Here is a 17,845-nt window from a genome sequence, read left to right on the forward strand (position 1 = left end):
GAATACAACGATGAACGTCCCCACGATTCATTGGAAGACCTGACGCCATGGGAATATCTGGCGAAATACCAACAGGCGGAAAGCTCTAATCAGCGGTGCAACTAAAACAGGGATGTTTACACCTAGTCGAAGCCTATTATGAAGTGGTGAATGATAGCGCCAACGAAACGATCAGTTTCGATGAAGCCATCGAAGAATTCGGCAGTTTCGAACTGGTGACAGGTCCTGATGGTGAGTCAGTAAGGGTATTTAAAGATGAAGAAGGTCGCGTTGCCTACATCATACGCTCGGGCGATATAGACCGCAGTGATGCAACCGCCGATGAGGACTCTTTCGAAATTTCCTTAGTGCAAGGTATTAATCTGGTTACAGGTGCTCTGGATTACTTTACCGACGAACTGGGGCGAGTCCTGGGAACCTACCAGTTGCAGAACACACTGGAGAGCGTTGAAGAAAACCAGTTGCCAGGAGGGCGACTTGAGCTGGAATACATTGCGGAGAAAAGCGCATCGGAACTAGAGGCCCTTTTTCAAAGCGATCCCGCAGTCCGTTTCGCACTGACCAAAGGGAATGTGTATGCGATTCGCGAGGACCTGGCCGTTTACGACAGTTCAGAGTTAGCCCCCGAAAACTTCTCAGATGAGTACATCCGCGATCGCATTCGCTTCATGGAAGCCCTCCGCTTCGATTCGAATGAGGAAGACACCGCGTTCCGTGACCTGGAAAGTGGGCTCAGCGCTGGTGCGAACCCGTCGTCCGGCCTGTTCGGAGAACGCGTCATTTTTGGGAGTGAGCGCGATGAGGTTATCGAAGGATCCGAGTTTGGTGAGGATAAACTTTATGGCGGTGGCGGACGCGATGTTCTGTCGGGCTTGGGCGAAGATGATCACCTCGAGGGCAACGAAGGAAAAGACACTCTCATCGGTGGCGCAGGTGACGACATATTAGTAGGCGGCGAGGGCAATGACCAACTCACCGGCGGCACCGGCTTCGACGAATACCGCTTCCGCCCGGGCGACGGCGCAGACACTGTCTACGACATTGACGGCCTGGGTCGTATTCTGATCGGTGACGACACAGAGCTTGTTGGCACCAATGAAGTTGCGGCTCTCGAAGAGGGAAACACCGTCTGGAAAAGTGCCGACGGCGAGACGGTTTACACACTCGTGGACGGGTCCCTCGACGAGGGAACCCTCGAAATCACCGGTCCCGGATTCGAGGCGGACGACAGCATCACCATTCAGAAATTTCGCAATGGCTATCTGGGGATCAATCTCAATCCCGAGCGCGATATTACCCTGACCCCCGGCGATGGCGGCAGTTCAACGACGCTGGTTGAGGGTGGTGCGCGCGCGTTCCAGTTGGAACTGAACCGCCCCGCCGAAGCGGGTGACCGGATTGTGCTCAGTCTTGGTGGCGAGGGGGCGGATGCGGTTGTGGCCCGTTTTGGCGGTGACGTCCTACGGTTTGCGGAAGGAAAGGTAACGGTTGAAGTGAGATTTACCGCCTGTGCTGGGGCAGCGCATTCATCAAGCAAGCTAGCCTGCTGAAAGCCAGGAGTGAAATATGACCATCAATCAGTTGAGACAGTGGAGACATCAGCACGGCATTTTACTTACGCGGGTGGCAGTGTTTTTGTGCGCGCTCGGCATTTCAAGCTTTTCCAGTGCAGGTCAAAAGCCACCTGACATTCCCCCTGAGATTCAAGCGCGGCTTGATCGACTTACGGCTCCGCCACCGAAGCATCACCTCATTAAGGTTGGCCAGCATGTGTTCAAAGTGCCGGTTGAGTATGTGATGCAGTATTCTCAGAGCAGCGAAGACTTTTTTTCCATGTTGATTTATTTGCCCGGAATGATTCCCTATAAACAGTCGATAAAACAGGATGTATCTCAGGTTGTATCGGATCGGGTTGAGGTGCTCGTGAGAGATGGCGGTGTTGCAGAGGTTGAGCAGGCGGCCAGAAATTGGCAAAGAAGACTGGAGAGTAGCAGCGGGGGCCTAGTTGAATACACCGAAGTGCCAAGCCTGAAAACCACAACGTCAAAGTCCGCTTCCACCCGCGTCTACTTCGCGGAAAAAACGGACTCGATATTGAATCAAGAAATCCTGATGATTCTTTGTGGCCGTGCCGGTCCGCTTCATGAGGTCGGCACTTGCTCTACTCGATTTTCTCCTTTTCCTGGGGTGATCATAAAGTTGCGGTTCGATCGCAAAACGCTTCCTCAGTGGAGAGATGTTGTCTCCCATGTTTCCCAACTATTGAAAGACTTCAAGGACGATGAAAATGACTTATAGATTCTCCAATGCTCAAATTAACGAAATAAGTGATCTCCACAGATGACAGTGATAAAAAAAACAAGCTCATCTTTCTGGCATTGATGCTCGTCGCCGCAACGATTTTTTTTGTTTTCGTTTGGGTAGGCAACGGTAAAGGCGATCAAACGGCAAGCTCAAATTCTGGAGGGGCTGAGCGGGTGGTGCAATGCCTGTATGAAAAGGGCGAGCCATTTTTAGGGGCGATTAAAAATACAGTATATGACGCTAAGCGTGGCTGCCACGCTATGACGTATTGGATTCCGAAAAGTTTCGATCATGATCTAGTTCCAAGCTATGGCAAAACTCGACAATCGCTATCCGTCACTCTTCCCCAGGAAAGTGATATCAGCAAACAATTGTATGAGATTCATGGTGTACAGGGTGATGTTCGCGCGCAGATATGGCCATTGGACTTTGACAAACAGCTCAATGAAAAAAGAGAGTTCTCAAAAGCGCGCGGTTATCTTGATCTTTCAGAGAAGGACGAGCGTTTCTTGGTTAGGAGTACTGGAGACGAATCGAAGACTTATTACTCGATTCAGAGAGAGTATCCGTTTTTTCTCAACTGCACAATGCGGAACAAAGGATCGGATAACCCACCTGAGTTTCTATTTTGTAAGGTTTGGACCAGCACCTGTAACCGTATGGTCTTGATCTATGCGACGTTCGGTGAACCCTTTCAAAACTTGAAAAAAGTTGATGCTATTCATCAAGACTTAGTGCGACCGCTATTTGACGTCTGTGACTAATGTCCCGGGTTTCAACTATGATGTGGGTATTCAGACAAGGTCAGAGGTAGGATCATGTTCCAACTGGTTTTCAAAGGCGAGTGTACACCCGGTACCGATCCGGAAGAGGCCCGTAGCAACGCTCGAACCCTGTTCAAGGCCAATGCTGACCAGATTACCAAGATGTTCAGCGGCCAGCCGGTGGTTATCCGCAACCGGCTCGAGGAAGTCCAGGCGGAAAAGTACCGGGGCGTCTTGAAAAAACACGGCATGGTTGCCTACGTCGAGCCAATGGAGGGGGCGGCACCCAAACCGTCTTCGGCCAGAGCAGAGCCTTCCGCGCCAGAAGAGCCTTCAGCTCAGAAAAAGCCCTCGGCTCCGGAGCAACCTTCAGCTCCGCCTCAGCCGGCTGCCTCCGAATCCACTCCTTCCCGTGCTGGCGGATCAGTAAAAGTCGAACCGGGCGACAGGCCCAACGTGGCGGGCGAAAAAGTGGACAGCATTCTTTCCGGGTCTGGCCTGACGCTTGACCCGGTGGGCGTTACCCTCGCCGAGCATAAGGAAGCCGAAGCCCCGATGTTCGAGCATCTCGATGAATGGACCCTGGCACCACCCGGCGCTGAACTTGTCGAAGCCCGGGAGGCACCGCCGCCGTTAGTACCGGACGTGTCCCATCTGTCGCTGGCGGATCAGGACGATGAACCCGGGCGTAACGGGTGAGCCACCATAGTCAGGGATAGTGATGTCGTTCCAACGGATTCTGGTTTTGCTGATTACGCTAACCGCGGCCACGGTGGCCGCGTCAGAGCGCCCGAAAGTTGCCCTGGTATTCAGTGGCGGTGGTGCCAAGGGCATGGCCCACGTTGGCGTGCTGCGGGTGCTGGAGGAAATCCGGGTGCCGGTGGATATGGTGGTTGGCACCAGCGCCGGGTCGGCGGTTGGCGCGCTCTATGCGTCGGGCATGCCGGTCAGGGACATAGAGGCCCGTTTTATCAATCTGGACTGGCTCTCCAGCTTCCGGGATGATCCGGGCCGGGTGTTCAAGCCGGTCCGCCGCAAACGCCAGGATTGGCGGTTTCCCATTACTCCCGGCATTGGCGTAAGCGCTGAGGGCCTGGAGCTGGGCGGGGGCATTATCGCCGGCCAGAACCTTGGTTTTATCCTCAATGAACTTACCCGCGACGCTGCACTGATTGAGGATTTCGATCAGCTTCCCATTCCCTTTCGCGCAGTCGCAACCGATCTGGAAACCGGTGAGGCGGTGGTCATAGGCAGCGGCAATCTGTCTGAAGCTATCCGCGCCAGTATGAGTGTACCCGGCGTCTACGCACCGGTTACCCGTAACGGCAAACTGCTGGTCGATGGAGGCGTGGCGAACAATCTGCCGGTATCGGTGGCGCGGGACATGGGGGCCGATATTGTGATTGCCGTCGACATTACCGATCCGCTGATGGACAAGGGGCAATTACGGGATGCTTTTACCGTCGTTGGCCAGCTCACTACCTTGCTCACCCGCCGCAACACTGAGTATCAGCTCGACCTGCTTGACGACGATGACCTGTTGATCCGTCCGGATCTGGGCGAGCTGTCTTCTGCGGATTTTTACCAGGCAGCGCCATTTTTCGAGATTGGCGCGACCGAGGCCCGCAAGCATTCTGTCGCCCTGAACCGGCTATCGGTGAGCAAAGATGAGTGGGCGGCCTATCGACGCCAGCTGGGCACCGAATCCCTCAGCCCTTCAGTCATCAACCGCATCAAAGTGGCCGGTGGCGACCGGCTGGCATCCGACTTTATTGCCTCGCGCATCCGGCAGTCCGAAGGCGATCCGCTGGACACAGACCAGTTGGAGCTGGATCTGAAACGCATCTATGGCCTGGGTTACTACGAAACCCTGTCGTACTCGCTGGAACCGGGTGACGGGGATGGGGCCGTCCTGCTGATTCAGGCCCGCCGGAAAAGTTGGGGGCCCAATTACCTGTCGTTCGGGCTGAACTACGAGGATAACTTCGAGAACAAGACCGACTTCAACCTGGCGGCATCGCTGCGGATGACGGAGCTCAATGCTCTGGGCGCAGAATGGAGCACCGGTCTGCAACTGGGCACCGAACCCTGGGTACGCACCGAATGGTTCCAGCCCCTGGACTACGGCTATGAACGCTTTCTGACCCTGGGAGGGGAATTCCGGCGCGAGACGTTCAGCGCTTTTGATGGCCAGGGCGAGCGGATCACCGAGATTGACCTGTCTACCAGTGAAGTCGATCTGTCCCTGGGTATGGAAATGGGGGTGAACAATCAGGTCAGGCTGACCGTGAGGCGTGGGTACGCCACCGTGGATGAGCAGGTGGGCGACCGGATTGTTCCCTACAAATACATTCAGAAGGGCAATGTGAACCTGGCGTTCGAGCATGACTCCCTGGACGATGCCTTTCTGCCGGAATCCGGTGCCTTTGCCGGGTTGCGCGGACGGCTGGAGCGGCCCGGCCTTGGCTCGGACCGTGAGTTTGACTCGATCCGGGCCATGGCCCTTGGCGCGAGGACCTGGGACAAGACCACCGTGACCGGGCTGGTGTTTGCCAATGCGGTCACCGGTGGTGTGGCTGGTATCGAGAACTCGGTTATTCTGGGGGGCTTCCAGCGGCTGTCGGCGTTTAGCCAGGGCGAAGTGGCGGGCGAGGATGCGGCCCTGGCCAGCGTATTTGCCCGCCGTTCATTCGGTGGTCCTTTCCTGCCCTGGTTTGCCGGCGCCGGTGCTGAAGCGGGCAATGCCTGGTCTTCTCTGGGCGATGCCCGCTGGGAGAATCTGCTGTATTCCTGGAGCCTGTTTGCCGGCATCGAGACGGTCATTGGTCCGGTGCAGTTTTCCACGGCCTACAACAATGAAGACGACTGGAGCGCCTACCTGAACGTTGGCTTCTCGTTTACCCAACTGTTTGACTAACGGTGCTCGGCCGGGCTGAATCAGGCGGTTTCCGTGCTTGCCCCCAGGGCCTGAAGCACCTGCTGGCACTGCTGGCGGGCATAGACCGCAAGTATGTCAGCCATGCGCTCTTCGTCCTGGGCGCGAATGGCGTCGATAGAGTCCCTCACGTGTGCGAGATTGTCGTCCAGTACCTGGTTACCGCCGCTCTGAAATGCCACGAAGGCGCAACGTTTGGCGGAAGGCCACAGGTCCTGAATCGCGGACACGATAAAATAGTTGTCTGCATGAGTCAGGGATGCCTGGGTGTATTCGATGCCCTGTTCCATAAAGCCTACCAGATCATTGCGCCCGTAGCTGTCTCTCATCTGCTCATAGAGTGATTCCAGTCTGTCCATATCTTTCTGCTGCCATTGCCGAACCAGCTTGCGCCCGGTGTGGGTCAGGTACAGCTGAAGAACCTCGTAAAGACTGCGGACAAAAAACTCATCCAGCGGTGTAACAAAGGCGCCTTTGCGGGGGACGTTCTGGACCAGGTGGCGTTTTTCCAGTAGCAGCAGTCCTTCACGAATAGAACCATGGCTGACGTCCATCTGTTTGGCCATGGTGCTTTCATAAATGCGTTCGCCGGAACGCAGCTGGCCGAACGCGATCAGGTTTTCGATGTGGCGTGCTACCTGCTCGGTCAGGGTTTCACGGGGTTTGAATAGTGTCATTTTTGTCGATCGCTACCGCGCGGTTGGTCCTTGGTAGCTGAATACTCTCATATTAGCCGACGTCGGAAACGAACCCGGGGCCCAGGTTGAGACCCGGTCGGCATTACAGCAGCGGACCCATCAGGCGGACTGCACGGCAGGCAAGACGAAACGGAATGGAGCGGTCACGGTAATCGCTTTCTGTCATCAACCGACAGCTGTCCAGGTCCGTTGTCAGCATCTGTTCCATCCGTTCAACGAAGGCCGGGGACGTGTTCACCGCCATGATCTCAAAGTTCAGGCGCATGGAACGGTTGTCCAGATTGGCCGTGCCCACCGCCGCATAACGGTCGTCCACCAGGACGGTTTTCTGATGCATGAACCCCGGCTGATACCGGTAGATGGCAATACCCGCCCGGGAGGCCTGGACCAGGTAGGAATAGGCGGCCAGGCCAATCAGCCTGCTGTCGGATTTTTCGGGAATTATGATGCGAACATCCACGCCCCGCAGCGCCGCCAGCTGCAGGGCATTCAGGATCTGGAAATCGGGCACGAAATAGGGTGAGGCGATCCATAGCCGGGTGCGCGCATTGTTAATGCAGTTGAGGAAAAACAGGGAACCGGTTTCGTAATGGTCTGCCGGCCCCATAGGCAGGATCAGCACTTCTTCGTCGCCGTCAGGTACGGCGGGCGGGGTCCAGTTCAGGTCGGGAATCTCGTCGCTGGCCCAGTTCCAGTCCTCCAGCCAGGCCAGCTGCAGCCCCTGGGTGGCCGGGCCCCGAACCCGGCAATGGGTGTCCCGCCAGGGCTCTTCGTCGCCGGCTGTGGCCAGGTATTCATCCCCCAGGTTGATGCCGCCGACAAACCCGACCTCACCATCGCACACCAGCAGTTTGCGATGGTTGCGGAAATTCACCTGCAGCCGCATACGGCGCAGGTTGCCATCGCCAAAGGAGGAGACATGGGCGCCGGCGGCAGACAGCTCGTTCAGATATTTCCGGGGCAGCCAGACGCTGCCAATGTCGTCGTATATGAACCAGACCTGAACGCCCTGTGCCAGCTTGCGCTTGAGGATCGACTTTATGCGCTGGCCAACCTTGTCCGAGCGCACGATGTAGAATTCCAGCAGGATGTAGTGACGGGCGTTTTCCATGGCCTCGAACAGGGCCTCGAAGGTGGCCGCGCCGTCTTTGAGCAGGTCACAGCGGTTGCCAGAGGTGAAGGGCTGGCGACCGAGTTTGCACAGCACCTGCAGTTCGTCGCTGCACTGGTCTCTGCCGGGCTCGTCGATGACGTTGGTCTGTTGCTCAAACTGGCTGAGCGCGCCGCTGATTTTTTCCCTGTCGGGCCGTTTTGCACGTAGATAGCCGCCAAACCGGTTGCGACCAAACAGCAGGAAAAGGGGTACCGCCAGGTAAGGCAGGCCGATCAGCGCCAGTATCCAGGCAATCGCGCCCTGGGCAGTGCGGTAGCTCAGCAGTATCCGGTAGATACAGGCGGCGGCCAGGGTATAGAGCCCAATCAGGCCGTAGACGATCCAGGACGGGTCTGGTGCGCTCATGATCTGGCGCGCCCTGGCGGGTGGGCCGCGTCGACCGGATATTGGGCCCGGTGTTTCTGCCGGTACTGAACCGGGGCTATGCCGGTCCAGCGCTTGAACGCGCGACTGAAGGCGCTGAGCTCGGAAAAGCCCAACAGAAAAGCGATTTCACCCAGCGCGTAGTGATCTGAGGCGACATAGCGCATGGCTTTATCTTTTCGCACCTCCTCTACCAGTTCATGAAACCCCAGGCCTTCCTTTTTTAAGCGGCGGTAAAGAGTCTGCCGGCTCATATGGCACTGCCGCGCCAGAGTGTCGGCGTCGATGCGTTCGGTAGACATCTGCTGGGAGATCAGCCGGCGAATTTTGCGGCCGAAGGTGCGTCGGCTTTGCAACCGCGCCATCAGCGAGTTCACCTGCTTCAGAACCGCGGAGTACACAAACGGATTACGGTGCGGGATGGGATGTTCAAGGTGGCGTCGATCAAAGGCGACACGGGTCTGCTCGCAGCCAAATCGCACGGTACCGCCAAACAGTTCCTGGTACTCCACCGCATAGTCCGGTTTCGAATGGGCGATATCCAGCCACTCCGCCTTGATGGCCGGATGAATGAAATGTCGGGTGCGGCACAGCATGGATGAAATGGTGCGGTCCATGTCCTGGCGGCAGTAGTGACCGGGGGAGTCTGCTTGCCAGGTCAGCACCGCCTGATCACCGGTCTGTTCAAAACTGAGCCGGACGGACTCGTTAATCAGCCGGTGCAGCCTGGCGTACTGGGTGACGGCTTCACCCAGGGTGTCGCAGTTGAAAAATACATGTCCGACCAGGCCCATCCGGTCAGGGTCGACCGTCTGGCCAACGTGCAGACCCACCGCCGGGTCGCCGGTGACCGATTCGGCATATTCCCAGAGGTGATAGTGCTGGTCGGCTGGGATTCGAAGGTCCGGGTCGGCCAGGGCGTCCTCGGGCTGCCCGGTGATCCGCTCCACCGCCCTGGGGTCCAGAACGCCCTGGCACCGGAGATAATGCACCAGAGCCAGCGTGCTGGACGCGGCAATCATGGGTGATGTGCTGGACTTATCCTGCTCGGCGCTCACGGTAACCTTTGCGGTAGATGAAGAAGATGTCATTCCGGGTGTCACAAACTGTCAAGGGAATGGGACAGCCTGTCAATCACCCCGATGTTTTCTAACGATAGCATTGTAGTCATTGAAGGGAGCAATCGGGTTTCGTTCATCAGGAGGTGTATTATGGAACTTGAAATTTTTGTACCGCGTAACGAGCAGGAGCGGTCCAATATTGTCGCTCTGGCAGAGTACCTGAACAGCATCTATTATTGCTGATCATCCTTTTACCTGACATTTTATCAGCCGGGTTCGCCCGGCTTTTTTGTGCCCGGCTGTCTGATGTCTGACGGTTTCCTCTGCTGGAGAATGTGTTCATGAGTGTCCAACTTCATCACCGGATCAGCGGCGAAGGCGAGCCGTTGATTCTATTGCATGGGCTGTTTGGCTCCCTGGATAACCTGGGCGTGATTGCCCGGGGGCTTCAGGATAACTGGCAGATCCATGCCCTGGACCAGCGCAATCACGGCAAGTCCCCCCATGCCAGTACCATGAGCTACCCTGAAATGGCCGATGATGTGCTGGCCTACATGGATGCCCAGGGAATCGGGAAAGCCTGGGTGCTTGGCCATTCCATGGGTGGCAAGGTGGCCATGCAGTTGGCCCTCAAGGCGCCGGATCGTATTGCCGGTATCATCGTGGCGGATATCTCACCGGTAACCTACCAGCCCCGTCATGATCAGGTTCTCGAAGGCCTGAAAGCCGTTGATGTCGGTGCGCTCAGGTCCCGTCAGGATGCTGACGCGGCGTTGTCGCCGTTTGTCGAAGAAGCCGGTGTCCGGCAGTTCCTGCTGAAAAACCTGGTGCCGGTCCCCGCCGACGAGAAGGACGATTCCGGTGCCCGTTATCGCTGGCGGCTAAACCTGCCGGTCATCGATGCAAGCTACGCCGACCTGTCCGCCGCCCCTGAGGGTGAGGGGCCCTATGAGGGTCCTGTACTGTTTATCAAAGGCGCTGATTCGGCGTACATTCAAACCAAACATCGAGACACAATTTCCGGGCTTTTCCCCAGGGCGGACCTTCGAATCATCGAAGGCACAGGCCACTGGCTGCACGCCGAAAAGCCGGACACCTTTGTCGCGCTGTGCCGGCGCTTCCTTCAACAGTGAATCCAGGGTGCCAACGGCTGGTGGACCTTCGGCTGGTAGACAGGCACCCGGTGTCTGATATGGTTAGGGCACTCAGGGAACAGGACAGGCAGGCATCATGAAGTGGTTTTTGGGCATATTGTTAGTGGTATTCGTGGTTGTCGGCGGTTTTCTGCTGGCCGAATCCCCCATTGACAGTGCCGCCTGGAAAGCACCGGAGCCCGAACCCATGACCGGTGAACTGAGCCCCAACGAGCGCCTGGAATCGGCCAAACTGCTGGCAGAGGGCCAGGTTTATGGCCCTGAAGATACCACCATTGACGGCAATGGCCTGTTGTACACTGGCACCCAGGACGGCTGGATTGTGCGGGTATGGCCTGACGGCCGGGTGGAAAACTGGCTGCAGACCGACGGTCGCCCCCTGGGGATGGTGTTTGACCGTAACGGCAACCTGATTGTCGCCGATGCCTGGAAGGGCCTGCTTTCGATCGCGCCTGACAAAACCGTGAGCGTTCTGACCCGTGAAGCAGAAGGACTGCCGTTCCGCTTTACTGATGATGTGGACATTGCCCCTGACGGCCGGATCTACTTCACCGATGCCAGCTCCCGCTTCAACCAGCCGGAGTACATGCTGGATCTGATGGAAATGCGCCCCCACGGCCGTTTGCTGCGTTACGACCCCGCTACGGGCAAAACCGAGGTACTGCTGCGGAATCTGTATTTCGCCAACGGTGTAGCGGTATCCCCTGACGGTGAATACCTGTTGATGAACGAAACCTGGAAATACCGGATTCTGAAATACTGGATCGGTGGCCGTGAGCCGGGCGCCGTTGAGGTCTTCGCCGATAACCTGCCAGGGTTTCCGGATAACCTGGCGGTGGACGCTGAGGGCCGCTACTGGGTCGCGTTCCCCACCCGGCGCAACGCCCAGATTGATTCATTGCACACCCGGCCATGGCTGAAAGACCTGCTGGCAAAGCTGCCGGATGCGCTCAAGCCGACGCCTGAAATCTACGGGCTGGCGGTCGCGTTCAACGATCAGGGGCAGGTACTGGCCAGCCTGCACGACACCGACGGCCAGCACCTGCAGGAGATCACGTCGGTGAACCCCCACGACGGGGTTCTGTATTTTGGGTCACTGCACAACAACCGGATTGGCCGCATGCCCATTGAGGCCGTTCCGGGACTGAAGGAGGCAGCGAATGAGTGATACGCCAGCGCTGAACTGGGACCTGCCATCACCCTTTACCCAGCAGATTACCGTATCCCCGGACGATACCGACCGTCTGGGCCATGCCAACAATGTGGTGTATCTGCGTTGGCTGGAAGACGTGAGCTGGGCGCATATCGAAAGCCTGGGCATGACCTGGGCGCTGCATGAGGAAACCGGCAAGGCCATGGCCATTACCCGCACCGAGATTGATTATCTGGCCTCCGCCAATGCCGGTGACGAGCTTGAGCTGGGCACCTGGCTGACGGATTTTGATGGTCGTTTCCGGTCTGCCCGCCAGTTCCAGCTAATCCGAAAGTCAGATGGAAAAACCCTGGTGCGGGCGCTATCCACCCACGCCTGCGTCGACATGAAAAGCCAGCGGCCCTCCCGTATGCCACCGGAATTCAAACGGATTCTGGGCAGCGTTCTGGTCACCGGTGGCCGCGGCCTTGATCAACCCACTTCCTGAACCAGTCAGCGGAGAACGCTATGCAAAACACCACGAATGCGAGTTCTGAAGCAACCATGCGCCGGGTGGTTTATGGGCGGTTTGGCGAGGCGGAGGTTCTGAGCCTGGAGACGGCGGCCATTGGCGAGCCGGGCCCTGATGATGTGCTGGTGCACGTTGCCGGCGCGGGGCTGAACCCCATCGACTGGAAAACCCGCAAAGGGCTGGGTTTTGCCGCCCGCCAGATTGAAAACAATCTGCCCTGGACGCCGGGTTACGACATGGCGGGCGAGGTGGTTGCGGTGGGCAGGGATGTCACCACCCTGGCCCCGGGCGATCGGGTCATGGGCATGATCGGCTTTCCCGCTGGCGGCGGTGGTTATGCGGAATATGCCATTGCCCCGGCTGTTGACCTCGCCCTGGTGCCGGAGGAACTTGATCTGGTGTCTGCAGGGGCCCTGCCGCTGGCGGCGCTGACAGCCTGGCAGGCGCTGTTTGAAGTGGCCAAGCTGGAAGCGGGGCAGAAAGTGCTGATTCATGCCGGGGCCGGTGGTGTGGGCCATTTTGCGGTGCAGTTTGCGCTGGAGCGCGGGGCCCATGTGATTGCGACCGCGTCGGACGCTAACCGTGATTTTCTGGCGGCCTTGGGTGTTCACGAAGTGATTGATTATCACACCACCCGCGTTGAGGACGAATGCTACGGGCTGGATGTGGTGCTGGACCTGATTGGGGGTGAGGTTGGCAAGCGCTCCCTGCACACGCTGAGCAAGCAGGGCGTGCTGGTGACCATACCCACGGTGACCGCAGACGAGATTATTACCGAGGCCGAAGCCATGGGCCTGAGGGCCCACGGCATGACCGTGCGCCCGGATGTCTTTCATCTGGAGGAAATCGCTGAGCTGATCGAGGATGGCGATGTCAAAGTCCACATCGACCGGGCCTTCCCGCTGGATCAGGTACAGCAGGCGCACCAGACCCTGGAGGGTGGTCATGTGCGCGGCAAACTGGTGCTCGACTGCCGCGCCTGACCCGTTTCCCGGCCGGGCCCGGCTCTAGGCTTTCTCGGGCTCTGCCGGTGGTGTTTCCGGTTTTTCTTTCCGGTCCTTGCCCGGTTGGGGTGGCACCAGGCTGACCAGGGTCCAGTCTTTTTCCGGCTTAAGGCTTTCCAGATCTTTCACCGGTGAAATCCGGTCTCTGCTGTCCAGGACAAACAGCACACAGGCCTGCTGTTCGTACCTGGCCTTGAAATCCTCAAAGGTGAATTCGTCGCTCAACTGGGTGGTTTTAATGGTGTAGTGCTTGGCCGCCAGGCTTGCCAGTTTGGCGTAGCTGAGACCGTTGAACAGCCCACGGGTCATGTGAATCTTTTCTGCCGTGCGAAGCCGCGCGTTCTGGTCCTGTTCGGAATCAGACAGGGTGAACACGTTGGTGGTGCCGAACCAGTCCAGGAAGTGATAGGTCGCCAGCGAATTCATGTGTTTGTAGGGCGAAACCACAAGCAGGTTGCCGATGCCGGTCAGGTCCAGGTGAGTGGAAGCATGCTCGGACACCGGGTTCCCGAAGTACACCTGCAGGTTTTCCATTCGCGCCAGTTTGACGTTTTCGTAGTTGGTGTCTGTCAAAATGACCGGCACCTCCAGTTTCTTCAGGGCCACGCCGATTTTACGGGCAATGGGGTTGGCCCCCAGAATCAGGAACCCGTAGGCGGCGGGCTCGGCCACTTTCAGAAGACGGGCCAGAGGTCTTGCAGTCAGGCTCTGGATGGTCACCGTCGCAATGATCAGCATGAAGATCAGTGGCACCAGTGCGGCCGCGCTTTCATAACCCTGCTTCTGAAGCTGGAACGCAAACAGGGCGGACACGGCGGCCGCCACAATGCCCCGAGGCGCCACCCAGCTCAGGAAGAGCTTGTCCCGCCAGTTCAGGGAAGTGCCGATGGCAGACAGGAAAATGCTCGCCGGCCTGGCCACCAGCATCAGCAGTGCCAGAACCGCCACCAGGCCCCAGCCCAGTTCAGCGATGGCGGCAAACTCCACCCGGGCGGCCAGAATGATAAACAGCGCGGAAATCAGCAGTACGCTTAACGATTCCTTGAATTCCAGAATGCTGTCGATCGGCACCTGTTTCATGTTCGCCATCCAGATACCCATCACGGTAACCGTCAGAAGGCCTGACTCGTGGGCCATTTCATTGGACAGCGCATAGACTCCCAGCATGAACGTGAGGGTGCCCGCATTGTGAAGGTACTGGGGGATCAGGTGTTTGCGCAGGGCCAGGCCGTTAAGCCAGCCCGCCAGCGCGCCGATGACAAAGCCGACCGCCAGGGTTTTGGCGAAGATCCATAGGGAGTGGCCGAAAACGTTGCCCTGGCCCCAGGACACGATGGCCTCGAACACCAGAACCGCCAGCAAGGCGCCCACCGGGTCAATGATGATGCCTTCCCAGCGGAGAATATTGGCGAGTTTGGATTTCGGGCGAACCGAGCGTAACAAAGGCGCTATGACTGTTGGCCCGGTGACAATGGAGATGGCACCAAACAGCAGGGCCACTTCCCAGGACACATCCAGAATCCATCGGGCTGAGAGGGTGCCGATGATGCAGGTCACCACCGAGCCCACTGGAATCAGGTTGCGGACCATCTTGCCGTGACCGGCAATGTCACTGAAACGCAGAGTCAGGCTACCTTCAAACAGAATAATCGCCACTGATAGGGAAATCAGCGGGAACAGCAGGTCACCGAATACGGCCTCAGGGTCGAGCAGGCCAAACATGGGGCCGGCAGCGATGCCGCCTGCCAGCAGAAACAGAATGGCGGGCATCTTTACCCGCCAGGCCAGCCATTGGCAGAAGAGCGAAATAATACCAATGCAGGCAAGTAGAAAGACTGTACTGACGGTCATGATGCGGTCAGTTCCCTCTGGTCAGGATCAGTGTGTGGTGGTGGCCTTACGGGCCAGACGGCCAAGAAGTCTTGCCGCGGCAAAAAAACCGAAGCTGGCGGTCACCGGGCTGGCCGCGCCGAAGCCGGTGGCACAGTCGAGCCGCACCGGGCCATCGGTCACCGGCTTTTGCAAACAGACTTCGCCATCCTCGGCAGGATACGTCAGCTGCTCCAGGGAGTACACGGCCTCAATGCCGAAGCGCCGCTTGGGGTTGCGGGAAAAACCGTACTCCCGTCGCAGAAGGTTACGCACCTTGGCCAGCAGCGGGTCCTGGGTGGTGCGGCTGAGGTCACCGACCTGGATCTGGGTCGGGTCCATCTGGCCACCGGCGCCACCGGCGCAGACCAGGGGAATTTTCTGGCGTTTGCAGTGGGCAATCAGCGCGGCCTTGGGTTTGACGCTGTCGATGGCATCGACAACGCCCGACAGCTCGCCGGTAATCAGTTCTGCCACATTTTTTGCGGTCACAAACCCGAAATGCACCCGGATATCGGCGTGCGGGTTAATCGCTCGCAGCCGCGCCGCCATGGCGTCTGTTTTGGTCTGGCCAAAATGGCCGTCAAGGGCGTGTAACTGACGGTTGGTGTTGGAGACGCAGACATCGTCCATATCAATTAGAGTAATGGTGCCAATGCCCGAGCGGGCCAGCGCTTCCGCGGCCCAGGAACCGACACCGCCCAGGCCGACAATGGCAATGTGGGCTCCACGAAACGCTGCTAGCGCCGTGCGGCCATACAGGCGTTCAATGCCGCCAAAGCGGAACTGGTAGTCGTCTTGAGTCACGGTGTGTCTCCGGTTTTTCGGGGGCCCGATTGTACCCCAGTCTTTCTTTCATCAGAAAACGCCTATAAAAAAGGCCGCGCATTTGCGCGGCCTTCAGATCTGACCCAAACCCCTGGAGGGCTATCAGGCTGCCCAGTGGTCGTCATCCAGATCCATCATCGAATCCTTGCCGGTTTCGATGTCCTGCTTCAGCTGCTCGATTTCCGGAAGAATCTTCTCGAAGTAGAAGCGGGCGGAAATCAGCTTGCCTTCCAGCAGCGGCTTGTTGCCCTCGCCCGTGTCGAGCTGGGCCTGGGCCACGCCCGCCATCCTGGACCAGAGATAGGCGATAACGGTCAGTGCCGTCAGGCGGAGGTAGGGTGTTGCCGCTGCGCCCGCTTGCTCCGGATCTTTCGGGGCATTCTGGGCAATCCACATAGTGGCAGATTCCAGCGCCTTGACGGCGCCTTTCAGCTGCTCGCGGTGCGGCGCCTCTGGATTATCCTTGAGGAAGCCAGTCAGCTCGCCAAACAATGTGCGCACCAGTTGGCCACCTTTGATGCTCAGTTTCCGGCCGACCAGATCCATGGCCTGAATGCCATTGGTGCCCTCGTAGATGCGGGCAATTCGACCATCTCTGACCAGCTGTTCCAGTGGCCAGTCAGTGGTGAAGCCGGAACCGCCGAGTACCTGGAGCCCGGTGTCCGCATTCTTGTAGCCCTCGTCGGTAAGGAATGCCTTGACGACGGGCGTCAGCAGTTGCACCAGGTCGTCAGAGCTCTCACGCACGGCCTCATCCGGATGGGCAACCGACAGGTCCAGTTTCTGGCCGGTGAACAGCGCCAAGGCGCGCATGCCTTCGTTCAGAACTTTCTGGCGCATCAGCATGCGACGCACATCCGGGTGGACAATGATCGGGTCCGCCGGGCCGTCGGGGTTCTTGGGGCCACTCAATGAACGGCTCTGCAGGCGCTCGCGGGCAAAGCCCAGGCTTTCCTGATAGGCCATTTCCGCCAGGCCCAGGCCCTGCATGCCAACCATCAGACGGGCTTCATTCATCATGGTGAACATGGCGCGCATGCCGTCGTTGGGCTCGCCCACCAGCCAGCCTTTGGCACCTTCAAAGTTCATGACACAGGTAGCTGAACCCTTGATGCCCATCTTGTGCTCGAGACCGCCACAGAAGGCCGGATTACGCTCACCGCTGTCCGGCAGCACCTTGGGCACGACGAACAGGGAAATACCCTTGGTGGTGTCCGGGGCGCCCGGCAGCTTGGCAAGAACCAGATGGATAATGTTGTCCACCAGATCGTGCTCGCCGCCGGTAATCCAGATCTTGGTGCCTTCGATGGCGTAGGAGCCGTCATCGTTCGGCGTTGCTTTCGTGCGGATCATGCCCAGGTCGGTGCCGCACTGGGGCTCGGTCAGGCACATGGTGCCAGTCCATTCGCCGGAGATCAGCTTCTCCAGATAGGTGTTCTTCAACTCGTCAGATCCGTGGGAATGCAGCGCGCTTATGGCACCGTGAGTCAGTCCCGGGTACATGCCCAGGGACAGATTGGTGGAGCACATCATCTCATCCACGACGAACTTCAGGGTGTGGGGCAGGCCCTGGCCACCGTATTCAAGAGGCGCGTCCAGCGCAGTCCAGCCGCCCTCGACAAATTTTGCATAGGCTTCCTTGAACCCGTCCGGAGTGGTGACGTCGTGGGTTTCAGGGTTGTATTGGCAGCCCTGGCGGTCGCCGATCTGGTTTGTCGGCTGAATCACCTCGGAGGCCAGTTTGCCAGCCTCCTCGATCACGGCGCTGATCAGGTCAGGGGTTGCATCGGCGTATTTCTCCAGTTCGTGGAGCTTGTCGACGCCCAGTACATCGAACAACAAAAAGCTGAGATCATTAGCCGGAGCCTGGTATTGCATGGAAATCTCTCCTCAAACCGTCTTGCTGGTGGAAACACACCTGTTAATGACACAAATTCATACGGGCGTTTGAAATTTTTGGTTCACCGGAAATCAGTCGTTCTGAAAATATTTTTCGTACTGATGACAGGAACTTTCCCAGGGGAGCA

At 58.1% G+C, this 17,845-nt stretch carries 15 protein-coding genes; 9 read left to right on the forward strand and 6 right to left on the reverse strand.

Translation table 11 applies throughout. The features are described 5' to 3' along the window. Positions 1-95 precede the first annotated feature (95 nt). From E5Q11_RS15695 to E5Q11_RS15715, 5 genes are read left to right on the forward strand one after another with little or no spacing between them, the layout of a single operon-like run. Complete coding sequence (locus tag E5Q11_RS15695) at positions 96-1,550, forward strand: calcium-binding protein (RefSeq protein WP_135804399.1); 1,455 nt, start codon at positions 96-98, stop codon at positions 1,548-1,550. Positions 1,551-1,566: 16 nt separating this feature from the next. Further along, a complete protein-coding gene (locus E5Q11_RS15700; RefSeq protein WP_135804400.1) occupies positions 1,567-2,298 on the forward strand; it encodes a hypothetical protein in 732 nt (243 codons plus the stop codon). 29 nt (positions 2,299-2,327) lie between these two features. Continuing rightward, a complete protein-coding gene (locus E5Q11_RS15705) occupies positions 2,328-3,068 on the forward strand; it encodes a hypothetical protein (protein ID WP_135804401.1) in 741 nt (246 codons plus the stop codon). Between the two features lie 54 nt (positions 3,069-3,122). Next, on the forward strand, positions 3,123-3,767 hold the full coding sequence (locus E5Q11_RS15710; RefSeq protein ID WP_135804402.1) for a hypothetical protein: 645 nt from the start codon (positions 3,123-3,125) through the stop codon (positions 3,765-3,767). A gap of 22 nt (positions 3,768-3,789) precedes the next feature. After that, positions 3,790-5,985, forward strand: coding sequence for a patatin-like phospholipase family protein (locus tag E5Q11_RS15715; protein ID WP_135804403.1), 2,196 nt, complete (start codon positions 3,790-3,792; stop codon positions 5,983-5,985). A 20-nt stretch (positions 5,986-6,005) separates the two neighbouring features. Here the strand turns inward: E5Q11_RS15715 and E5Q11_RS15720 are convergent, their stop codons facing one another. From E5Q11_RS15720 to E5Q11_RS15730, 3 genes are all read right to left on the reverse strand, one after another. Next, positions 6,006-6,680, reverse strand: coding sequence for a GntR family transcriptional regulator (locus tag E5Q11_RS15720; RefSeq protein WP_135804404.1), 675 nt, complete (start codon positions 6,678-6,680; stop codon positions 6,006-6,008). A gap of 103 nt (positions 6,681-6,783) precedes the next feature. After that, the gene (cls, locus tag E5Q11_RS15725; RefSeq protein WP_135804405.1) at positions 6,784-8,220 is read right to left on the reverse strand and encodes a cardiolipin synthase; all 1,437 of its coding nucleotides are present in this window, start codon (positions 8,218-8,220) and stop codon (positions 6,784-6,786) included. After that, positions 8,217-9,329: an AraC family transcriptional regulator gene (locus E5Q11_RS15730; RefSeq protein WP_225315066.1), complete on the reverse strand. Its 1,113-nt coding sequence runs from the start codon at positions 9,327-9,329 to the stop codon at positions 8,217-8,219. Before E5Q11_RS15730 ends, cls begins: the two co-directional genes overlap by 4 nt. 311 nt (positions 9,330-9,640) lie before the next feature. Here E5Q11_RS15730 and E5Q11_RS15735 point away from each other — a divergent pair, with 311 nt between their 5' ends. The 4 genes from E5Q11_RS15735 (at position 9,641) to E5Q11_RS15750 (ending at position 13,100) form a co-directional block, all read left to right on the forward strand. Next, positions 9,641-10,432: an alpha/beta fold hydrolase gene (locus E5Q11_RS15735; protein WP_135804406.1), complete on the forward strand. Its 792-nt coding sequence runs from the start codon at positions 9,641-9,643 to the stop codon at positions 10,430-10,432. A 97-nt stretch (positions 10,433-10,529) separates the two neighbouring features. Continuing rightward, positions 10,530-11,621 carry an SMP-30/gluconolactonase/LRE family protein gene (locus E5Q11_RS15740; protein ID WP_135804407.1) on the forward strand — a complete coding sequence of 364 codons (1,092 nt, stop codon included), beginning with the start codon at positions 10,530-10,532 and terminating at the stop codon, positions 11,619-11,621. After that, on the forward strand, positions 11,614-12,093 hold the full coding sequence (locus E5Q11_RS15745) for an acyl-CoA thioesterase (protein WP_135804408.1): 480 nt from the start codon (positions 11,614-11,616) through the stop codon (positions 12,091-12,093). Before E5Q11_RS15740 ends, E5Q11_RS15745 begins: the two co-directional genes overlap by 8 nt. A 20-nt stretch (positions 12,094-12,113) precedes the next feature. Then, entirely contained in the window at positions 12,114-13,100 is a 987-nt protein-coding gene (locus E5Q11_RS15750) for an NADP-dependent oxidoreductase (protein ID WP_135804409.1), read from the forward strand. Positions 13,101-13,124: 24 nt separating this feature from the next. Here the strand turns inward: E5Q11_RS15750 and E5Q11_RS15755 are convergent, their stop codons facing one another. From E5Q11_RS15755 to E5Q11_RS15765, 3 genes are all read right to left on the reverse strand, one after another. Beyond that, the gene (locus E5Q11_RS15755) at positions 13,125-14,972 is read right to left on the reverse strand and encodes a cation:proton antiporter (RefSeq protein ID WP_135804410.1); all 1,848 of its coding nucleotides are present in this window, start codon (positions 14,970-14,972) and stop codon (positions 13,125-13,127) included. A 27-nt stretch (positions 14,973-14,999) separates the two neighbouring features. Then, positions 15,000-15,797: a tRNA cyclic N6-threonylcarbamoyladenosine(37) synthase TcdA gene (gene tcdA, locus E5Q11_RS15760; RefSeq protein WP_135804411.1), complete on the reverse strand. Its 798-nt coding sequence runs from the start codon at positions 15,795-15,797 to the stop codon at positions 15,000-15,002. A gap of 123 nt (positions 15,798-15,920) precedes the next feature. Continuing rightward, positions 15,921-17,696, reverse strand: coding sequence for an acyl-CoA dehydrogenase C-terminal domain-containing protein (locus E5Q11_RS15765; RefSeq protein ID WP_135804412.1), 1,776 nt, complete (start codon positions 17,694-17,696; stop codon positions 15,921-15,923). Between the last annotated feature and the right edge of the window lie 149 nt (positions 17,697-17,845).

Origin of the sequence: Marinobacter confluentis, from assembly GCF_004785685.1 — a bacterium.
Classification (GTDB): Bacteria; Pseudomonadota; Gammaproteobacteria; order Pseudomonadales; family Oleiphilaceae; genus Marinobacter; species Marinobacter confluentis.